Origin of the sequence: Leifsonia sp. 1010 (genome assembly GCF_031455295.1) — a bacterium.
GTDB lineage: Bacteria > Actinomycetota > Actinomycetes > Actinomycetales > Microbacteriaceae > Leifsonia.
The window spans coordinates 65,008-79,785 of sequence record NZ_JAVDSL010000005.1; the positions used below are offsets into that span (position 1 = coordinate 65,008).

General features: G+C 68.6%; 15 protein-coding genes. 7 read left to right on the forward strand and 8 right to left on the reverse strand.

The features are described from left to right. Window positions 1–84 precede the first annotated feature (84 nt). Window positions 85–735, forward strand: a complete 651-nt coding sequence (locus J2Y42_RS17640) for a hypothetical protein (protein ID WP_309861209.1) — start codon at window positions 85–87, stop codon at window positions 733–735. A gap of 218 nt (window positions 736–953) precedes the next feature. Here the strand turns inward: J2Y42_RS17640 and J2Y42_RS17645 are convergent, their stop codons facing one another. Beyond that, a complete protein-coding gene (locus J2Y42_RS17645; RefSeq protein WP_309861212.1) occupies window positions 954–1,346 on the reverse strand; it encodes an ADP-ribosylation/crystallin J1 in 393 nt (130 codons plus the stop codon). 182 nt (window positions 1,347–1,528) lie between these two features. On the opposite strand from J2Y42_RS17645, the gene J2Y42_RS17650 reads away from it, so the two are divergent. After that, window positions 1,529–1,996: a hypothetical protein gene (locus tag J2Y42_RS17650; protein WP_309861215.1), complete on the forward strand. Its 468-nt coding sequence runs from the start codon at window positions 1,529–1,531 to the stop codon at window positions 1,994–1,996. Window positions 1,997–2,544: 548 nt separating this feature from the next. On the opposite strand, the gene J2Y42_RS17655 is transcribed toward J2Y42_RS17650, so the two are convergent. Together J2Y42_RS17655 and J2Y42_RS17660 are read right to left on the reverse strand one after the other, a co-directional pair. Further along, a complete protein-coding gene (locus J2Y42_RS17655; protein WP_309861218.1) occupies window positions 2,545–4,779 on the reverse strand; it encodes a LuxR C-terminal-related transcriptional regulator in 2,235 nt (744 codons plus the stop codon). 148 nt (window positions 4,780–4,927) lie between these two features. Continuing rightward, window positions 4,928–5,515, reverse strand: a complete 588-nt coding sequence (locus J2Y42_RS17660; RefSeq protein ID WP_309861446.1) for an LON peptidase substrate-binding domain-containing protein — start codon at window positions 5,513–5,515, stop codon at window positions 4,928–4,930. 50 nt (window positions 5,516–5,565) lie between these two features. Here J2Y42_RS17660 and J2Y42_RS17665 point away from each other — a divergent pair, with 50 nt between their 5' ends. After that, entirely contained in the window at window positions 5,566–6,063 is a 498-nt protein-coding gene (locus J2Y42_RS17665; RefSeq protein WP_309861221.1) for a DUF427 domain-containing protein, read from the forward strand. A gap of 34 nt (window positions 6,064–6,097) precedes the next feature. Here J2Y42_RS17665 and J2Y42_RS17670 read toward each other — a convergent pair whose 3' ends face one another. The 3 genes from J2Y42_RS17670 to J2Y42_RS17680 all read right to left on the reverse strand — a co-directional run bounded on the left by J2Y42_RS17670 (window position 6,098) and on the right by J2Y42_RS17680 (window position 8,535). Then, window positions 6,098–6,508 carry a hypothetical protein gene (locus J2Y42_RS17670; protein ID WP_309861223.1) on the reverse strand — a complete coding sequence of 137 codons (411 nt, stop codon included), beginning with the start codon at window positions 6,506–6,508 and terminating at the stop codon, window positions 6,098–6,100. A gap of 84 nt (window positions 6,509–6,592) precedes the next feature. Next, complete coding sequence (gene ychF / locus J2Y42_RS17675) at window positions 6,593–7,666, reverse strand: redox-regulated ATPase YchF (RefSeq protein WP_309861227.1); 1,074 nt, start codon at window positions 7,664–7,666, stop codon at window positions 6,593–6,595. Window positions 7,667–7,719: 53 nt separating this feature from the next. Continuing rightward, window positions 7,720–8,535: a methyltransferase domain-containing protein gene (locus J2Y42_RS17680; RefSeq protein WP_309861229.1), complete on the reverse strand. Its 816-nt coding sequence runs from the start codon at window positions 8,533–8,535 to the stop codon at window positions 7,720–7,722. A 103-nt stretch (window positions 8,536–8,638) separates the two neighbouring features. Between J2Y42_RS17680 and J2Y42_RS17685 the strand changes: the two genes are divergently transcribed. Both J2Y42_RS17685 and rmuC read left to right on the forward strand, forming a co-directional pair. Beyond that, window positions 8,639–9,220, forward strand: coding sequence for an exonuclease domain-containing protein (locus J2Y42_RS17685; protein ID WP_039731421.1), 582 nt, complete (start codon window positions 8,639–8,641; stop codon window positions 9,218–9,220). A gap of 125 nt (window positions 9,221–9,345) precedes the next feature. Further along, the gene (gene rmuC / locus J2Y42_RS17690; protein ID WP_309861232.1) at window positions 9,346–10,746 is read left to right on the forward strand and encodes a DNA recombination protein RmuC; all 1,401 of its coding nucleotides are present in this window, start codon (window positions 9,346–9,348) and stop codon (window positions 10,744–10,746) included. A gap of 15 nt (window positions 10,747–10,761) precedes the next feature. On the opposite strand, the gene glpX is transcribed toward rmuC, so the two are convergent. Continuing rightward, complete coding sequence (gene glpX, locus J2Y42_RS17695) at window positions 10,762–11,763, reverse strand: class II fructose-bisphosphatase (RefSeq protein ID WP_309861235.1); 1,002 nt, start codon at window positions 11,761–11,763, stop codon at window positions 10,762–10,764. 190 nt (window positions 11,764–11,953) lie between these two features. Between glpX and fbaA the strand changes: the two genes are divergently transcribed. Both fbaA and J2Y42_RS17705 read left to right on the forward strand, forming a co-directional pair. Beyond that, window positions 11,954–12,982: a class II fructose-bisphosphate aldolase gene (gene fbaA / locus J2Y42_RS17700; protein WP_309861237.1), complete on the forward strand. Its 1,029-nt coding sequence runs from the start codon at window positions 11,954–11,956 to the stop codon at window positions 12,980–12,982. A gap of 79 nt (window positions 12,983–13,061) precedes the next feature. Beyond that, window positions 13,062–13,676 (forward strand): DUF6264 family protein, encoded by a 615-nt coding sequence (locus J2Y42_RS17705; RefSeq protein ID WP_309861240.1) that lies wholly within the window; start codon window positions 13,062–13,064, stop codon window positions 13,674–13,676. Window positions 13,677–13,685: 9 nt separating this feature from the next. Here J2Y42_RS17705 and J2Y42_RS17710 read toward each other — a convergent pair whose 3' ends face one another. Beyond that, window positions 13,686–14,717, reverse strand: coding sequence for a 4-hydroxy-3-methylbut-2-enyl diphosphate reductase (locus J2Y42_RS17710; protein ID WP_309861449.1), 1,032 nt, complete (start codon window positions 14,715–14,717; stop codon window positions 13,686–13,688). Window positions 14,718–14,778: the final 61 nt, after the last annotated feature.

The window sequence follows — 14,778 nt, forward strand, 5'->3', positions numbered from 1 at the left end:
TCAGAGTGATTCTCGCCGGACGATGAGCGCTCGCGTCCGCGCGCGAAGGTCACGTCGAGCGGCATGAGATGCCAGGATCGACCCGTGACCGCCGAATCGACCGCCGAGCCGTTGGAGCAGGGAACAGGCTCCGGACGGACGACCGAGGTCCGGCTGCGGCAATCCAGTCGCGGTGCATGCGTGGCGGCCATCACCACGCTGATCGACTTCCTGCTCGCCTGCCTGGCGGGTCTGTTCCATCCATCCCCGGATCAGTCAGCGCTCGATCGGAGTCTGGCCCCGCTCATCTGGGCCGCCGTCTGCCTGCTCGCTGTCGCTGTGGTGCGGTCTCTGTTCGTGGGTGTCTATCTTTCCGAGCGCCGCATCCGGGTGCGGAGCTGGTTCCGCACCTATACGATCCCGATCGACGCGGAGACCCGGTGCCGAACCGACAGGTGGAGCAGTTGGTTCGTCACCCGCGGCACCCCGTACCGGTCGGTGCAAGTGCTGTTTCTGTCCTGGATGCGCGAAGGAAGACGCACCTCCCGCTCGTTCCCGGCGACGGCCGTACGCCGCTCCCGCGCTATCGCCCAGGCAGACGTCATCAACGCGTTCATCGGCGCCACGACGGCCGGGGCAGCTCCCGCCGTCCGGGACTTCGCCCGTGGATCCGAATGGCTCCGGATCACCGCCGACTCCCGGCGGCGGCTGGCTGAGCGGGACGCCGAACGGGACCGTCGCGGCGCGCACGCGTGAGTGGCGGTGAAACGCGCGAAGCTACTTGGTGAAGACCGCGTCGAGGACACGCCCGTCGGCGAGGCTCAATCGCACACGCCAGCACGACCACGTATGAGCGATGACGGCGTCATCCACCAGCCGGGCACTTGTCCATGCGTCATCGGAGCCGAAACCGTTCGGAGTCGCAGTCCAGAGGAGGGTCGAGCCGGAGGGTGACTCGCGCACCACTGTCATGGTCACTCACGGTCGTGGACCTCCACCACATCGCCGTCCGGCCCGCGTCGGAAGCTGCGCGTCACCTCGATGCGCCCGACGATGTTGCCGTTGAGCTCCTCGAGCTGCTCGGCGGGGATCCAATACTCGAGGATGGTCTCACCGCCGACCTGCTGCACCTCGAAACGGTCCAGGAAGTCCTTTCGCACGCGGAAGCGGGTGACGTGCCCGGCCCCGGACGCTTTGACGTTCCAGTCCCGCGCGATGCGGACCGCGTAGTCCTCGTTGAGCACCGGATAGAAGATCGGCTGATCCGGCAACCGCGGAGGCCATCGCGTCCAGCCGGATTCCTCCACCAGCACCAGCTCTTCGGGCCCCGTCGGACGCCAAAGCGTGACGGTTTCGACGTCGGTCATGGCTCATATGCTAGACGGCCGCCCGAGCCTCGCTTCGACTAACGCGACCTGCGGTCCGCAAAGAGGTCGACGAGATCCCTCGCGCCCCGTGTCAGTTCTTCCCCGGGCTCGATGAGCAGCGTCGACCGAGCCCGTCGTCGAGGAGGCGCGGGATATTTCAGCCCTACCAGTATCCTGACCGGGTGATCGAGGGAACGGAATTGACCCCGGCGGAGACGGAGCTGCTCGCGGGAACTGGATACGACGATGTCGCGCTTGTCTGGGCCCTGATCCACCTCGGAATCAGGACCAATCCGCCGCCCACTCCCGACTGGCAACCGAGCGACGACGATATTGCCGCGGCCTTCGGCAGCTTCGAAAAGCTCAGCGCCCTGGGCCTCATCAGCGTCGGGCGCATGGAGTACATCGACGGAGGTCCGCCTGGTCGCCACGCCCCCGTTCGTCACGTTTCCGAGGCCCTCGAGGACGTCAGAGCACGCGTTCAGAACGAAGTCTCGGCCGCACAGGTCGCGACCGATTGGGAATTCGCCTGCTGGGTCGTTGCGACGGAGGCTGGATTGGCCGTCGCGGAGGAAGCCAGCCGAGAGACTCGGCCGGGACGGAAACGGTCACTGCGGGAGATGTTTTCGAGACGCTCCCGCGCTTGGTGAACTCGGAGAATCGGCATCGGACTCGCCAGGGTTCAGATACGCGGTCCCCCGGAACTCGCACCCGAGCATGGCGAGGTCCGCGAGCAAGTCCGGTGGCATGACGAAGGTTCCTTGAGTGCTGTCGGAGGAACCGGACCACCAGATGACCGTCTCACACTCCGGCCTCAGCGATTGGAGCGCATTGGCCCTCTGCCGAAACACGTCGACGAGCGCTCTCAGGGAGGCGACCCCTTGGTCGTCTCTCACATCCACGATCGGTGCATCCACGTCGAGGGACCACTGAGCGCGCTGATGGACCATGTACTCAGCGGCGAGCGCTCGACCAGCCACTGCCGCTCTCGTGGGATCGCCCACATCCGCGCTACTGCTCGGCTCAAGCCCGAGTGCCGCACTGATCTCCGACACGGTTCGTTCGTTACTGTAGACCGAGAGAGTCGACCGGTTCGCGAGGATCACAGTGATCTCTCTTTCGCTCAGAACCCGGGTGATCCGTCACCCGGTTACCGAATCGAATCTAGCGTGCTGACACAGGATTGACGCGGGCCCCGTCAGACCGGCGCGAGCTCGGTCGCCTTGCCGAGGAGCTCCAGCTCGACCCCCCGCCGCACCGCCTCCGAACGCGACGACACCCCGAACTTCTGGAAGATAGCGCTGATGTGGGTTTTGACGGTGTTGGGCGAGACGTACAGGCGCTGCGCGATCTCCGGGCGGGTCAGGTGAGTCTGCAGGTACGGAAGAACACGCTGCTCGGCTTCGGTCAGCGCCACGGAGTCGACTCGACGCTCCAAGGTGCGCGTGTGCTCGGCAAGCAGATTCCGGGCGAACGCTCTCCGTGTATCCAAGGCGTCGCCCGGAACCCCCGGGGGAAGGACTTCATCGATCTCGTCGAGGAGGATCCGGGCGGCGTCCGCGTCCCCGACGGCCAATTGCGCACGGACGAGCAGCAACCGGGTCGGGATGCTGAGCAGCGGCACCGCGCTCCCGCAGCGCTGGCGTTCTGACATGGCCCGCGCCAGGTACCGTCTGCCCGACAGCGTTCGGCCGGCATGGAGTTCCAGGCAGGCGGCGGCCGCGTGCGCGTACGCGGACATGACGTAGCCTTCGATGCCTCCCTCCCGGATGGTGTCCAGGGCTCTCTCGATGTGCGTCGCTGCCCGCTCCCACGCTCCGGCCTCGATCGCGAGGAAGGCGAACTCGGACTCGCAGATCACAATCGAAGCGGGATTGCCGTGAACGCTGGCGATGTGGATCGCCTCGCCGAGCACGACCCGGGCGCGCTCCTCATAGCCGGCGTGGAGCAGGGTGCTTCCCAGGATCTGGACGGCGGGGTCACGCCACGGACTCTCGAGCGGTTCGACCTCGGCCGCGAATTCTGCGTCCTCGAGGGCTGATTCGATGCCGTCGGGCATCATGATTGCCCGGATCATCGCCTTCGCCGAAGGAATGTTGATTCCGGCGGCAGCAGCGTCATCGGGAACCATCCCCAACAGGGTTCCCCACTTGCGGGCGTCGTCATCCGATCCTGCGAGGACCGCGAACCAGGCGAAGACGACAACGGCTGACGGGTTCGCCAGGAGGTTGGCGTCGCCGATCTCACGCAGCCATCGGCCGAGTGTCGCGCTCTGACCCGCCTCGTAGGCCGGGAGACCGGCGGCGGTCACCAGTGCTGTGGCGGTGGGGAACTCCCCCGCCGCGATTGCGTGATCGATGGCCGCCGGGAGTTGCCCGCGCTCGGCGAACCACTGCGATGCTCGCGCGTGAAGGGCTGGCACAAGCGAGGCGGACTCGAGCTGCAGCTCATCCGACAGGTACTCCCGGAACAGAGGATGAAGGCGAAACGCGCGACCGTCCGCGTCCGCGGTGACGAAGAGCTGGCGCGATTCCAGGTCCCGCAGGATCCGGATCGAATCGGTCCGTTCCAACACGGCATCGCACAGGTCCGGGATATGCGTGCCGAGGATCGACGTGCGGAGAAGAAACTGCCTGGTCTCCTCCGGGAGGTCGCGAACGCATTCTCGATAGAGGTAGTCGGCGAGTGCGGTGTTGTCGCTTGTGACGGCGAACGGCCGGCTTCTGGAGAGCAGTGCGTACATGTGCAGCCCGGCCGCCCAGCCCTCACAGCGATCCACCCAATCCGCAAGGAGGCTCCGGTCCACATGCGCGCCCGCCTCGTCGGCGATCCGCGCGGCCCCGTCGAGGTCGATCCGCAACTCGGACGCTCCGACTCTGGCCGCCGACAGCTCGACGCGTCCTCGGGCCAACGCCGCCAGATGCTGCCGGCTCGCCAGCACCACCTGCGATCCCGCGGGCACCCGAGCCAGAGCCACCTCCAGGGCGTCGATGCACCCGACCGTTCTCAACACGTGGACGTCGTCGATGAACAGAACGAACGGACGTTCGCACCGTGAGAGCGCAAGGGCCAGCGCCGGGGCGAGCCTGCTCAGCACTCCCGTCTGGGTGGTCGCGATCTGCGCGAAGACCGACTCGGCCTCCGACGCGAACGCTGTGCACACCCGGGCCAGGAGGCGGATCAGCGCCGCCGGATCGTCATCGTCTTCGCGGAGCGTGAGCCAACCGGTCGCCCGATCTTCGAGGTGTTCCCATTCGGCGAGGAGCGACGTCTTCCCGTAGCCGGCGGGCGCTTCGACCGTGACGATGCGGGAGGTACTGGCGCGCAGCGATTGGATGAGGTCCTGCCGGCGAACATAGGCCGGGTCGAAGAGCGGAGCGGTGGTCTTGCTCTCGAAGAGCAGAGTTTCCAGATCGTCGTTCGCCGAACCCACCCGATATCCCATCGCCGCACGGGCTGGAAGGCTCGTCCGAGCCACCAGGACATAACCGCATCACCTGCATTTATACCGGGGCGGCCCGCAGCCATGGAGAACGCGATTCGTCACCCACACTGAAGCGGGAATCCGCGCGCCAGACGCCTCACTCGGCGGACCAGAGCTCCTCGGCTTCGATGACCAGATCGATCGTCTGTCGCAGGAGACCTCCCAACGATGTCGATCTCAGCAGGGTGTACCTGTCGTACTCGCCCAGCGGGGCGATCGCCGCCAGTTGCCACGCGGCTTCGACGGGGTCGTTCGACAGCTCGATGTCGGTATCCGACTGCGGCTCCGCAACGCGGGCGACCACGCGGCGGACAACCGATTCTGCCTCGGCCCGTAGAGGTTCGAGTGCCTCGGACCACTCCAGATCCGGCAGCATCGAGAGCTCGGCCCGGGGATACGGGTCGTCGTCGAGCCATCGCTCGACCGTGAACCGCCGGGTCCCTACGCCGACGATGACCAGATCATCGGCGCCCACGGCGGCGCTCACAAGGCGCGCCATCGTCCCGACCGAGGCGCGCTGGTCGCCGCCCCCGGCTTCGAATCCGCGCTCGATGAGCACGACGCCGAACTCGAACCCCGGTTCGACCTCGTCGAGCAAACGGCCGACCAGCGTGAGATACCGCGGCTCGAACACCCGCAACGGGATGGGCACGGAGGGAAACAGCACGGAGCCGAGCGGGAACATCGGTGAGGCGGCCATGCTCCAGTGAATCACCGCCGACGTAGAGTGAACAGGTGCCCCGACCGCGTCCCGAGATCCCCGGACCGGGGCAGGAGTCTGTCTGGGACTACCCCAGGCCGCCGCGCATCGAGAGCGTCGCCGTGCCTGTCACGATCCGTCTGGGCGGGCAGCTCATCGTCGAAACCCGGAACGTTGTCCGGGTGCTCGAGACAAGCCATCCGCCGGTCTATTACCTTCCGATAGCGGACTTCGCGACCGGCGCGCTGGTCGACGCCGACGGCTCGTCGTTCTGCGAGTTCAAGGGCACCGCCCGATATCTCGACGTGCGCGGCGGAGGCGAAGTTCGGCCCGCGTGCGCGTGGAACTACCCGCATCCGTCGCCGGGCTTCGAGCCGCTCCGAGACCGCGTCGCCGTCTACGCCCAGCAGATGGACGAGTGCACGGTCGACGGCGAGGTCGTCACGCCGCAGCCCGGGGGCTTCTACGGCGGCTGGATCACGAGAGCCGTGGTCGGGCCCTTCAAGGGGTCGCCCGGGTCACAACGGTGGTGAAGGCTCTGGTCGTGCCCGCGCGGGCACATCACGGTCATCGCATCGGATAGGCGGCGAGCTCCTTCTCCCACTCTGTGGCGGCCGTCGCGAGCTCTTGCGGCGTCAATCTCAGGATGACCTGATCGGGCGCCGCTGAATCGTCTCGTGGGGCTGACTCGTGCGAGAACGTGACGCGCACGGTGACGCACTCTGCGGTGTTATCGCTCAGACCGAAGACCAGATTCGGCTCCAGGAACCAGAGATCCTCCGGCGAGCCCCCTCTGGCCGCATCACGCAGCCAACGCCCGAGTTCTTGCGCCTCGACCGTCAGCAGACAAGGGTCGTCGAATGACCAGCCGACGCCATCAATGTCGATGACACCATGAATCTCCAACCAGTTGGCATCGTGGTCGAACGACCGCGAGCGGGACGACGCATCGGGGAACTGATAACCGTTGATGGTCAACTCGACAGTCGACCCATGTGAGCCCAGCCTCATGGTCTGACAAGACTAGCCACGGCGCATGAATCGAAAGGAACCTCAGGTCAGCTACACGTTGAAGCGGAACTCCACCACGTCGCCGTCCTGCATGACGTAGTCCTTGCCCTCCATGCGCGCCTTGCCGCGCGAGCGGGCCTCGGCGACGCTACCGGCCTCCATCAGGTCGTCGAAGGAGATGACCTCCGCCTTGATGAAGCCCTTCTCGAAGTCGGTGTGGATGACGCCGGCCGCCTGCGGGGCCTTCGCACCCTTGGGGATGGTCCAGGCGCGCGATTCCTTCGGGCCGGCCGTCAGGTAGGTCTGCAGGCCGAGGGTGTCGAAGCCGATGCGGGCGAGCTGGTCGAGGCCGGACTCCTCTTGGCCGGTCGACGCGAGCAGTTCGGCGGCGTCGGCCGCATCGAGGTCGATGAGTTCGGACTCCAGCTTGGCGTCGAGGAAGACGGCCTGCGCCGGAGCGACCAGGGCGGCCAGCTCGGCGCGACGGGACTCGTCGGTGAGCACATCCTCGTCCACGTTGAAGACGTAGATGAACGGCTTGGCGGTGAGCAGGCCCAGCTCGCGGACCGGCTCCAGGTCGATCGACGAGGTCGACAGCGGCTTGCCCGAGTTGAGGTACTCGATCGCGGCCCGCGCGGTCTCGAGGACCACGGGCTCCAGCCTGCGACCCTTGACCTCCTTCTCGTACCGCTGCTCCGCCTTCTCGAGGGTCTGCAGGTCGGCGAGGATGAGCTCGGTGTTGATGGTCTCCATGTCGCCCGCCGGGTCGGTCTTGCCGGCCACGTGCACGACATCGGCGTCGCTGAAGCCGCGCACGACCTGGGCGATGGCGTCCGCCTCGCGGATGTTCGCCAGGAACTTGTTGCCCAGACCCTCGCCCTCGCTCGCGCCCTTCACGATGCCCGCGATGTCGACGAACGACACGGGAGCCGGCACGGTCCTCTCGCTGTGGAACAGCTCGGCGAGACGGTCAAGCCGCGGGTCGGGCAGGTTCACCACGCCGACGTTCGGCTCGATGGTCGCGAACGGGTAGTTCGCGGCGAGCGCGTCGTTCTTGGTCAGCGCGTTGAACAGGGTGGACTTGCCCACATTGGGCAGCCCGACGATTCCGATAGTGAGAGCCACGGTCGTCCATTCTACGGGGAGGGTGGGATGCGGCCGGCCGACGGTCGGGCGGCTCAGCCCTGCAGCGTCGCCCGGTAGCTGCGGGTCACGTACGGCAGCTCGAAGGTGTCGCGCCCCGCGAGGTCGGGATGCTCGCGAGCGAGACGGCGCAGCGACTGGATCACGGCGGCCTGGCCGTCCGGATCCTTACTGATGAAGTAACTGCGGGAGCGCGCCAGATCGAGCAGGCCGTCGAGCGTCAGCGCCTGCACCCAGCGGGTCTCGTGGCGCTCCAGCGGACCGAACGGCGGCGGGACCACCGGGTCGGCCTCGTCGTCGAACACGGCCGAGCCCGCATCCATCAGCTCCCCCAGCTCGCGCACCCAGCCGACGCACTCGTCGCGCTCGTTCCAGATCAGCCCGAGCCGGCCGCCGGGGCGGAGCACCCGGGCGACCTCGGGCACCGCGCGGTCGACATCCACCCAGTGCCACGCCTGGGCGACGACCACCAGGCCGAAGGCGTCGTCCGGCAAGGGGATGCGCTCGGCGGCGCCCTCCCGCGCATCCACGTCGGGGAGACGTTCCTGGAGCACGCGCAGCATCTCGGACGACGGATCCACGGCGGCGACCTCGCGTCCGCGCTCGACGAGGGATGCGGTGAGTTTGCCCGTCCCCGCGCCGAGGTCGAGCACCCGCCCCTCCACCCCGTCGAGGAGCCAGCTGACCGCCTCGGCCGGGTACGTCGGCCGGGCCGCGTCGTAGAGGTCTGCGGCGCGGTCGAAGGAGGCGGCATGGAGGTCGCGCTGCTGACGGGATCGCATGCCGCCGATGGTACGCGTCGCGACCGCCACACGCCCGGCCGCGCGGTTGAGGTGCACGTAGATGCGCATTCACGCGGCGTGTCGACCGCAACGACGTGCACCTCGATGCGGGATGCGGCGGCGCGCGGGCGGGATGCCGGGCCGCGTCGGTGGGCCGTGTCAGCATGACGACGTGACCCTGGACTTCACCGCCATCGACTTCGAGACCGCCAATTCCTCCGCCGCATCGGCCTGCTCGGTCGGACTCGTCAAGGTCAGAGACGGCAAGGTGGTGGACCGGGCGGGATGGTTCATCCGGCCGCCGCTGGGGCACGACGTCTTCCAGGAGTGGAACGTGCGCATCCACGGCATCCGGCCCGAGGATGTGGCCGACGCCGCCGGGTGGGTCGACCAGCTGGCCGATCTGGTCGAGTTCGCGGAGGACGACCACCTCGTCGCCCACAACGCGGGCTTCGACATGGGCGTGATCCGGGCGGCGTGCGCGGCGACCTTCGTCGCCTGCCCGGAGTACAGCTACCTCTGCAGCCTGCAGGTGGCACGCAAGACGTACCACCTGGAGTCGTACCGCCTGCCCGTCGCGGCGATGGCGGCGGGGTTCGAGGACTTCGCGCACCACGACGCGCTGGCGGACGCCGAGGCGTGCGCGGCCATCATGATCCACGCGGCCCGGCGGCACGACGCGGCCACGATCGCGGACCTCGCCGAGCTGACCGGCGCCCGGCTCGGGCGCATCGGCGTTCCGATCGCCGCCTGATCGAGTCGCGACATGATGCGGCGATCCGCCGCGGATTGGCGCGATTCCGCATGTCTCGGCGGGACGGGATCGGACTCGCGGGCCGCGCAAGCGGCAGTGTCGGCGGCTGCTGACACACTGAGGGCATGGACATCCTCGCCCTGCTCCTCGGCCTTCTGATCGGCCTCGTCGTCGGCGCCATCGGCGCGGGCGTCGCCGTCCTGCGCCTGCTGCGCTCGCGGCCGTCGGCCGAGCCCGCCGCGCCGGTCGTCGACCCGGTCGTGCTCGCCGCCCAGCATCAGGCCGAGCTCGCCGAGCTGCGGGCGGCCGAGACGGCCGTGCAGTCGGAGATCCGGGCCGACCTCGCCGCTGCGCACAGCCGGGTGGATGCGCTCCAGGATCAGCTGCGCGCCGCCCAGGAGCAGTACCGCGAGACGGTGGAGCGGCATCGCGCCGAGGCGGAGGCCCGAGCCGAGCGGGAGCGCGCCGAGAGCAAGGTGCTGCAAGCGCTGGCGCCGGTGCGGGAGAGCCTGACGGACATGCAGCGCAAGGTCATCGAGCTCGAGACTCAGCGCAACCAGCAGCACGGCCAGCTCGCGCAGCAGCTCCGGTCGGCGGCGGAGTCGGAGGAGCGGCTGCGCAGCACCGCGGAGGCCCTCGCTTCGGCCCTCCGCTCGAACAGCACTCGCGGCGTCTGGGGCGAGACCCAGCTGCGGAGCGTCGTGGAGGCGGCGGGTCTCATCGAGCGCGTCGACTTCGACGTGCAGTCGAGCATCCACTCGGAGTCCGGCGCGGGCCGGCCCGACATGATCGTGCGCCTCCCCGGCGGCAAGAGCATCGCGCTCGACGCCAAGGTGCCCTTCAACGCATACCTCGAGGCCAGCCAGATCCCGGCGACGGCGACGGGTTCGGAGGCTGCACAGCGGGAGGCGCTGCTCAAGCAGCACGTCAAGGCCGTGCGCGACCACATCACGGCTCTGGGCAGCAAGGCGTACTGGACCGGTCTCGAGTCCTCCCCCGAGCTCGTCATCGCGTTCATCCCGAGCGAGTCGCTCGTGTCGTCCGCTCTCGAGGCCGATCCCTCCATCATGGAGTTCGCCTTCGGCAAGCGCGTCGCGCTCGCGTCGCCCGTAACCCTGTGGTCCGTGCTCAAGACCGTTGCGTTCAGCTGGCAGCAGGATGTTCTGACGCAGGAGGCCAAGCAGCTCTTCGACCTGAGCCGGACGCTGTACAGCCGGCTCTCCACCACGGCCGGCCACATCGAGAAGCTGGGCCGGTCGCTGGAGCGCACGGTCAAGGACTACAACGGCTTCGTCGGGTCGTTCGAGCGCCAGGTCTTCCCCGCGGCCCGCAAGCTCAACGCGCTGGACGAGTCCAAGGTCATCGGCGTGATCGAGGGCATCGAGGAGGCCCCGCGCGAGCTGACGGCGTTCGAACTCGTCAGCGAGCTGGAGCCCCGCGACATGCACGGGATCGACAAGCTGGCCATCGAGGAGCAGGAGCGCGCCCACGCCCTCGAGGCAGAGCGCGACACCGGCGCGGCGTAACCCGCGCGCCGGGCGTCAGAGCTGGTCGGGCTCCAGCCACTTCTCCGCGAGGTGGTCCGCCACCACACGGCGGGCGGTGCCCGACTTCGAGCGGAGCACGATCGACTCCGTCCGGATGATCGGTCCCTTGCGGCGCACGCCCTCCACCAGGCCGCCGTCGGTCACACCGGTCGCGACGAAGAACGTGTTGTCGCCCTTGACCAGGTCGTCCGCGCTCAGAATGGTGTCCATCTTCAGCCCCGCGGCGATGCCCTTCGCCCGCTCCTCGTCGTCGCTCGGCGCCAGCATGCCCTGCATGAACCCGCCGAGGGCCTTGATCGCCGCCGCCGTGATCACGCCCTCCGGGCTGCCGCCGATGCCGACGCACATGTCGATCCGCGACTCGTAACGGGCCGCGTTGATGCCGCCCGCGACATCGCCGTCGAGCAGCAGCCGCGTCCCGGCTCCGGCCGCCCGGATCTCCTCGATCAGGCCCTCATGCCGCGGCCGGTCCAGCACCGCCACCCGGACCTCCGCGACCGGCTTGCCCAGCGCCTTCGCCAGCGCCCGGATGTTGTCACCGATCGACTGCGAGAGGTCCACGACACCGTGGCCGGCCGGACCGGTCACGATCTTGTTCATCCGGAACACGCTCGACGCGTCCAGCATCGATCCCCGGTCCGACACCGCGATGACCGACAGCGCGTTCTGCCGCCCGGCCGCCGTCAGCGAGGTGCCGTCGATCGGGTCGACAGCGATATCCACCGCGGGCCCGCGTCCGTTTCCGACGTGCTCGCCGTTGAACAGCATGGGCGCATTGTCCTTCTCACCCTCGCCGATCACGATGACGCCGTCGAAGTTGACCGTCCCGAGGAACTTGCGCATCGCGTCCACGGCGGCGCCGTCGGCCGCGTTCTTGTCGCCGCGTCCGATCCACGGCGTCGCCCGGATCGCCGCTGCCTCCGTCGCCCGCACCAGCTCCATCGCCAGGTTCCTGTCCGGGTGCTGGAAGTGCGTGGCGGTGTCGGTCATGCTCATGGTGGGTCCTCCCGGACGGATTCGGAACGTCGTCGTCGATACCGGAGCGGGATGCCCGCCGCCGGACGCTGCCAGTGTATCGACCACCCCCTGCCGCGTCAGGGGGTCCGCACGGATGTGCACCCGCGGTCGGCACGAATGCCCTCGGTATGATGAGGGCGTTCGACACCCCGATCCTCAAGGAGCCGCAATGCCCATCGCCACGCCGGACCAGTACGCAGAGATGCTCGACAAAGCGAAGGCCGGCGGCTTCGCCTACCCCGCGTTCAACGTGTCGTCGTCGCAGACGATCAACGCCGTGCTGCAGGGTCTCACCGAGGCGGGAAGCGACGGGATCATCCAGGTCACTACCGGTGGTGCCGACTACTTCGCGGGCCAGACCGTCAAGGCCCGCGCGACCGGCGCGCTCGCGTTCGCGCGTTTCGCCACCGAGGTCGCCAAGAACTACCCCATCACGGTCGCGCTGCACACCGACCACTGCCCGAAGAACGCGCTCGACGACTTCGTGCTGCCCCTCATCGCCGCCTCCGAGGAGGAGGTGAAGGCGGGCCGCAACCCGATCTTCCAGTCGCACATGTGGGACGGCTCGGCGGTCCCGCTCGACGAGAACCTCGAGATCGCGCAGGAGATGCTCAAGCGCACCAAGGCCATCAACGCCATCCTCGAGGTCGAGATCGGCGTCGTCGGCGGCGAGGAGGACGGCGTCCGTCACGAGGGCTCCAACGAGGCCCTCTACACGACCCTCGCCGACGCGGAGAAGGCGGTCGACGCGCTCGGCCTCGGCGAGAACGGCCGCTACATGGCCGCACTCACCTTCGGCAACGTCCACGGCGTCTACAAGCCCGGCAACGTCAAGCTGCGCCCGGAGCTGCTCAAGGAGATCCAGGACGGCCTGGCCGCCAAGTACGGCCACGGTCCGAAGCCGCTCGACCTCGTCTTCCACGGCGGGTCGGGCTCGACCGACGAGGAGATCGCCGAGGCGGTCCGCAACGGCGTCGTCAAGATGAACATCGACACCGACACGCAGTACGCGTTCACCCGCTCCATCGCCGGCTACATGTTCGAGAACTACGACGGCGTGCTCAAGATCGACGGCGAGGTCGGCAACAAGAAGGCATACGACCCGCGCGCCTGGGGCAAGGTCGCCGAGTCCGCCATGGCCGCCCGCGTCGTGGAGGCGACCCAGCAGCTCGGCTCGGCCGGCCACTCCGGCAAGTAGCAGTCACGGGCGGCGGTCGCGTCACGCACCGCCGCCCGCACCACACGAGCCACGCGCTCCAGCAAGGGAGGCGGCCACGATGGCCGAGCAGGAACCGCAGCCGGACGACCGGCCGCGCCCGCAGTTCGGGGAGCTCGCGCCTCCCGGCTGGGTGTGGCACCCGCCGGCGGATGCGGACCGTCTCGACACGTCGCGCCCGCTGGAGCGGGAGGATGACGTGCCGGCCGCACCGGCGACCCCGGTCCTCGGGCCGCGTCCACCGGCTCCCGGCGGTCCGCCCGTGGACGCGGACGGGCGCCCCGCACCCACCTGGAACCTCACGCTGACGGTCCTGCTCGGTGTCTTCGGCTTCTTCGGGATGACGTACTCGATCGCCACGCTGCAGGCGATCCCCGCATCCATGCAACTGCTGCACAGCACGAACGGTCTCGGCGAGTACGTGCCTGTGCCGCTGGTCGGCACGCTCGTGCTCATCGGATCGATCGTGATCGCGGTCATCTGGGTGGTGTCGGCCGGCTTCGCCGCCTGGCTGCTGGTGAAGCGGCGCCTGGCGTTCTGGGTGCCGCTCGTCGCGGGGATCGTCGCCATGCTCGCGCTGATCATCTTCGCGGGGGCCATCCTCGCAACGGACCCGGTGCTCCTCGGGTTCTACGGGGGTGTCACGCCGCCGTCGACGCCGGTCGAGACGCCGTAGCGCGCCGGGTCAGCGCCCGCGACCGCCGAGGGCCCGCGCATCCTGCTTGCCCGTGATGTCCTTGCGGAGCTCCTTCGGCAGCGAGAACATGAGGTCCTCCTCCGCCGTCTTGACCTCCTGCACGTCCTGATAGCCGGCGCCGGCGAGGTCGTCGAGCACCTCCTGCACGAGGACCTCGGGCACGGATGCACCGCTCGTCACACCGACGGACGAGACGCCGTCCAGCCACTCCTGCTTGATCTCGCTGGCGTAGTCGACCCGGTACGCGGCCTTCGCGCCGTACTCGAGCGCGACCTCCACGAGGCGCACCGAGTTGGACGAGTTGGCGGAGCCGACGACGATGACGAGTTCGGCCTGCTCGGCGACCTTCTTGATGGCAACCTGGCGGTTCTGCGTCGCGTAGCAGATGTCGTCGCTCGGCGGGTCCTGCAGGTTCGGGAAGCGCTCGCGGAGGCGGCGGACCGTCTCCATCGTCTCGTCGACCGAGAGCGTGGTCTGGGAGAGCCAGACGATCTTGTCCGGGTCGTTCACGACGATCGAGTCGACGTCGTCCGGCCCGTTGACCAGGGTCACGTGGTCCGGAGCCTCTCCGGCGGTGCCCTCGACCTCCTCGTGACCGGCGTGGCCGATGAGCAGGATCTGGAAGTCGTCGCGCGAGAACCGCACGGCCTCGCGGTGCACCTTGGTCACGAGCGGGCAGGTCGCGTCGATGGCGCGGAGCCCGCGCTCGGCGGCCGCGTTGACGACGGCCGGCGAGACCCCGTGGGCCGAGAACACGACGTGCGCGCCCGACGGCACCTCGTCGACCTCATCCACGAAGATGGCGCCCTGCTGCTCCAGCTCGGACACGACGTGGACGTTGTGGACGATCTGCTTGCGCACGTAGACGGGCGCGCCGTACAGGTCGAGTGCCTTCTCGACGGCGACCACGGCGCGGTCGACACCGGCGCAGTAGCCGCGGGGCGCTGCCAGCAGCACCCGCTTATGTCCGACGACCGGGTTATCCTGAAGCCGTCGCCTGGCGCCGGGAATGCGCGGCATCGGGAGGCTGATGGTTGCGTCGCTCACCCTTCGATCCTACGTGAGCGCGCTGAGCACGGAA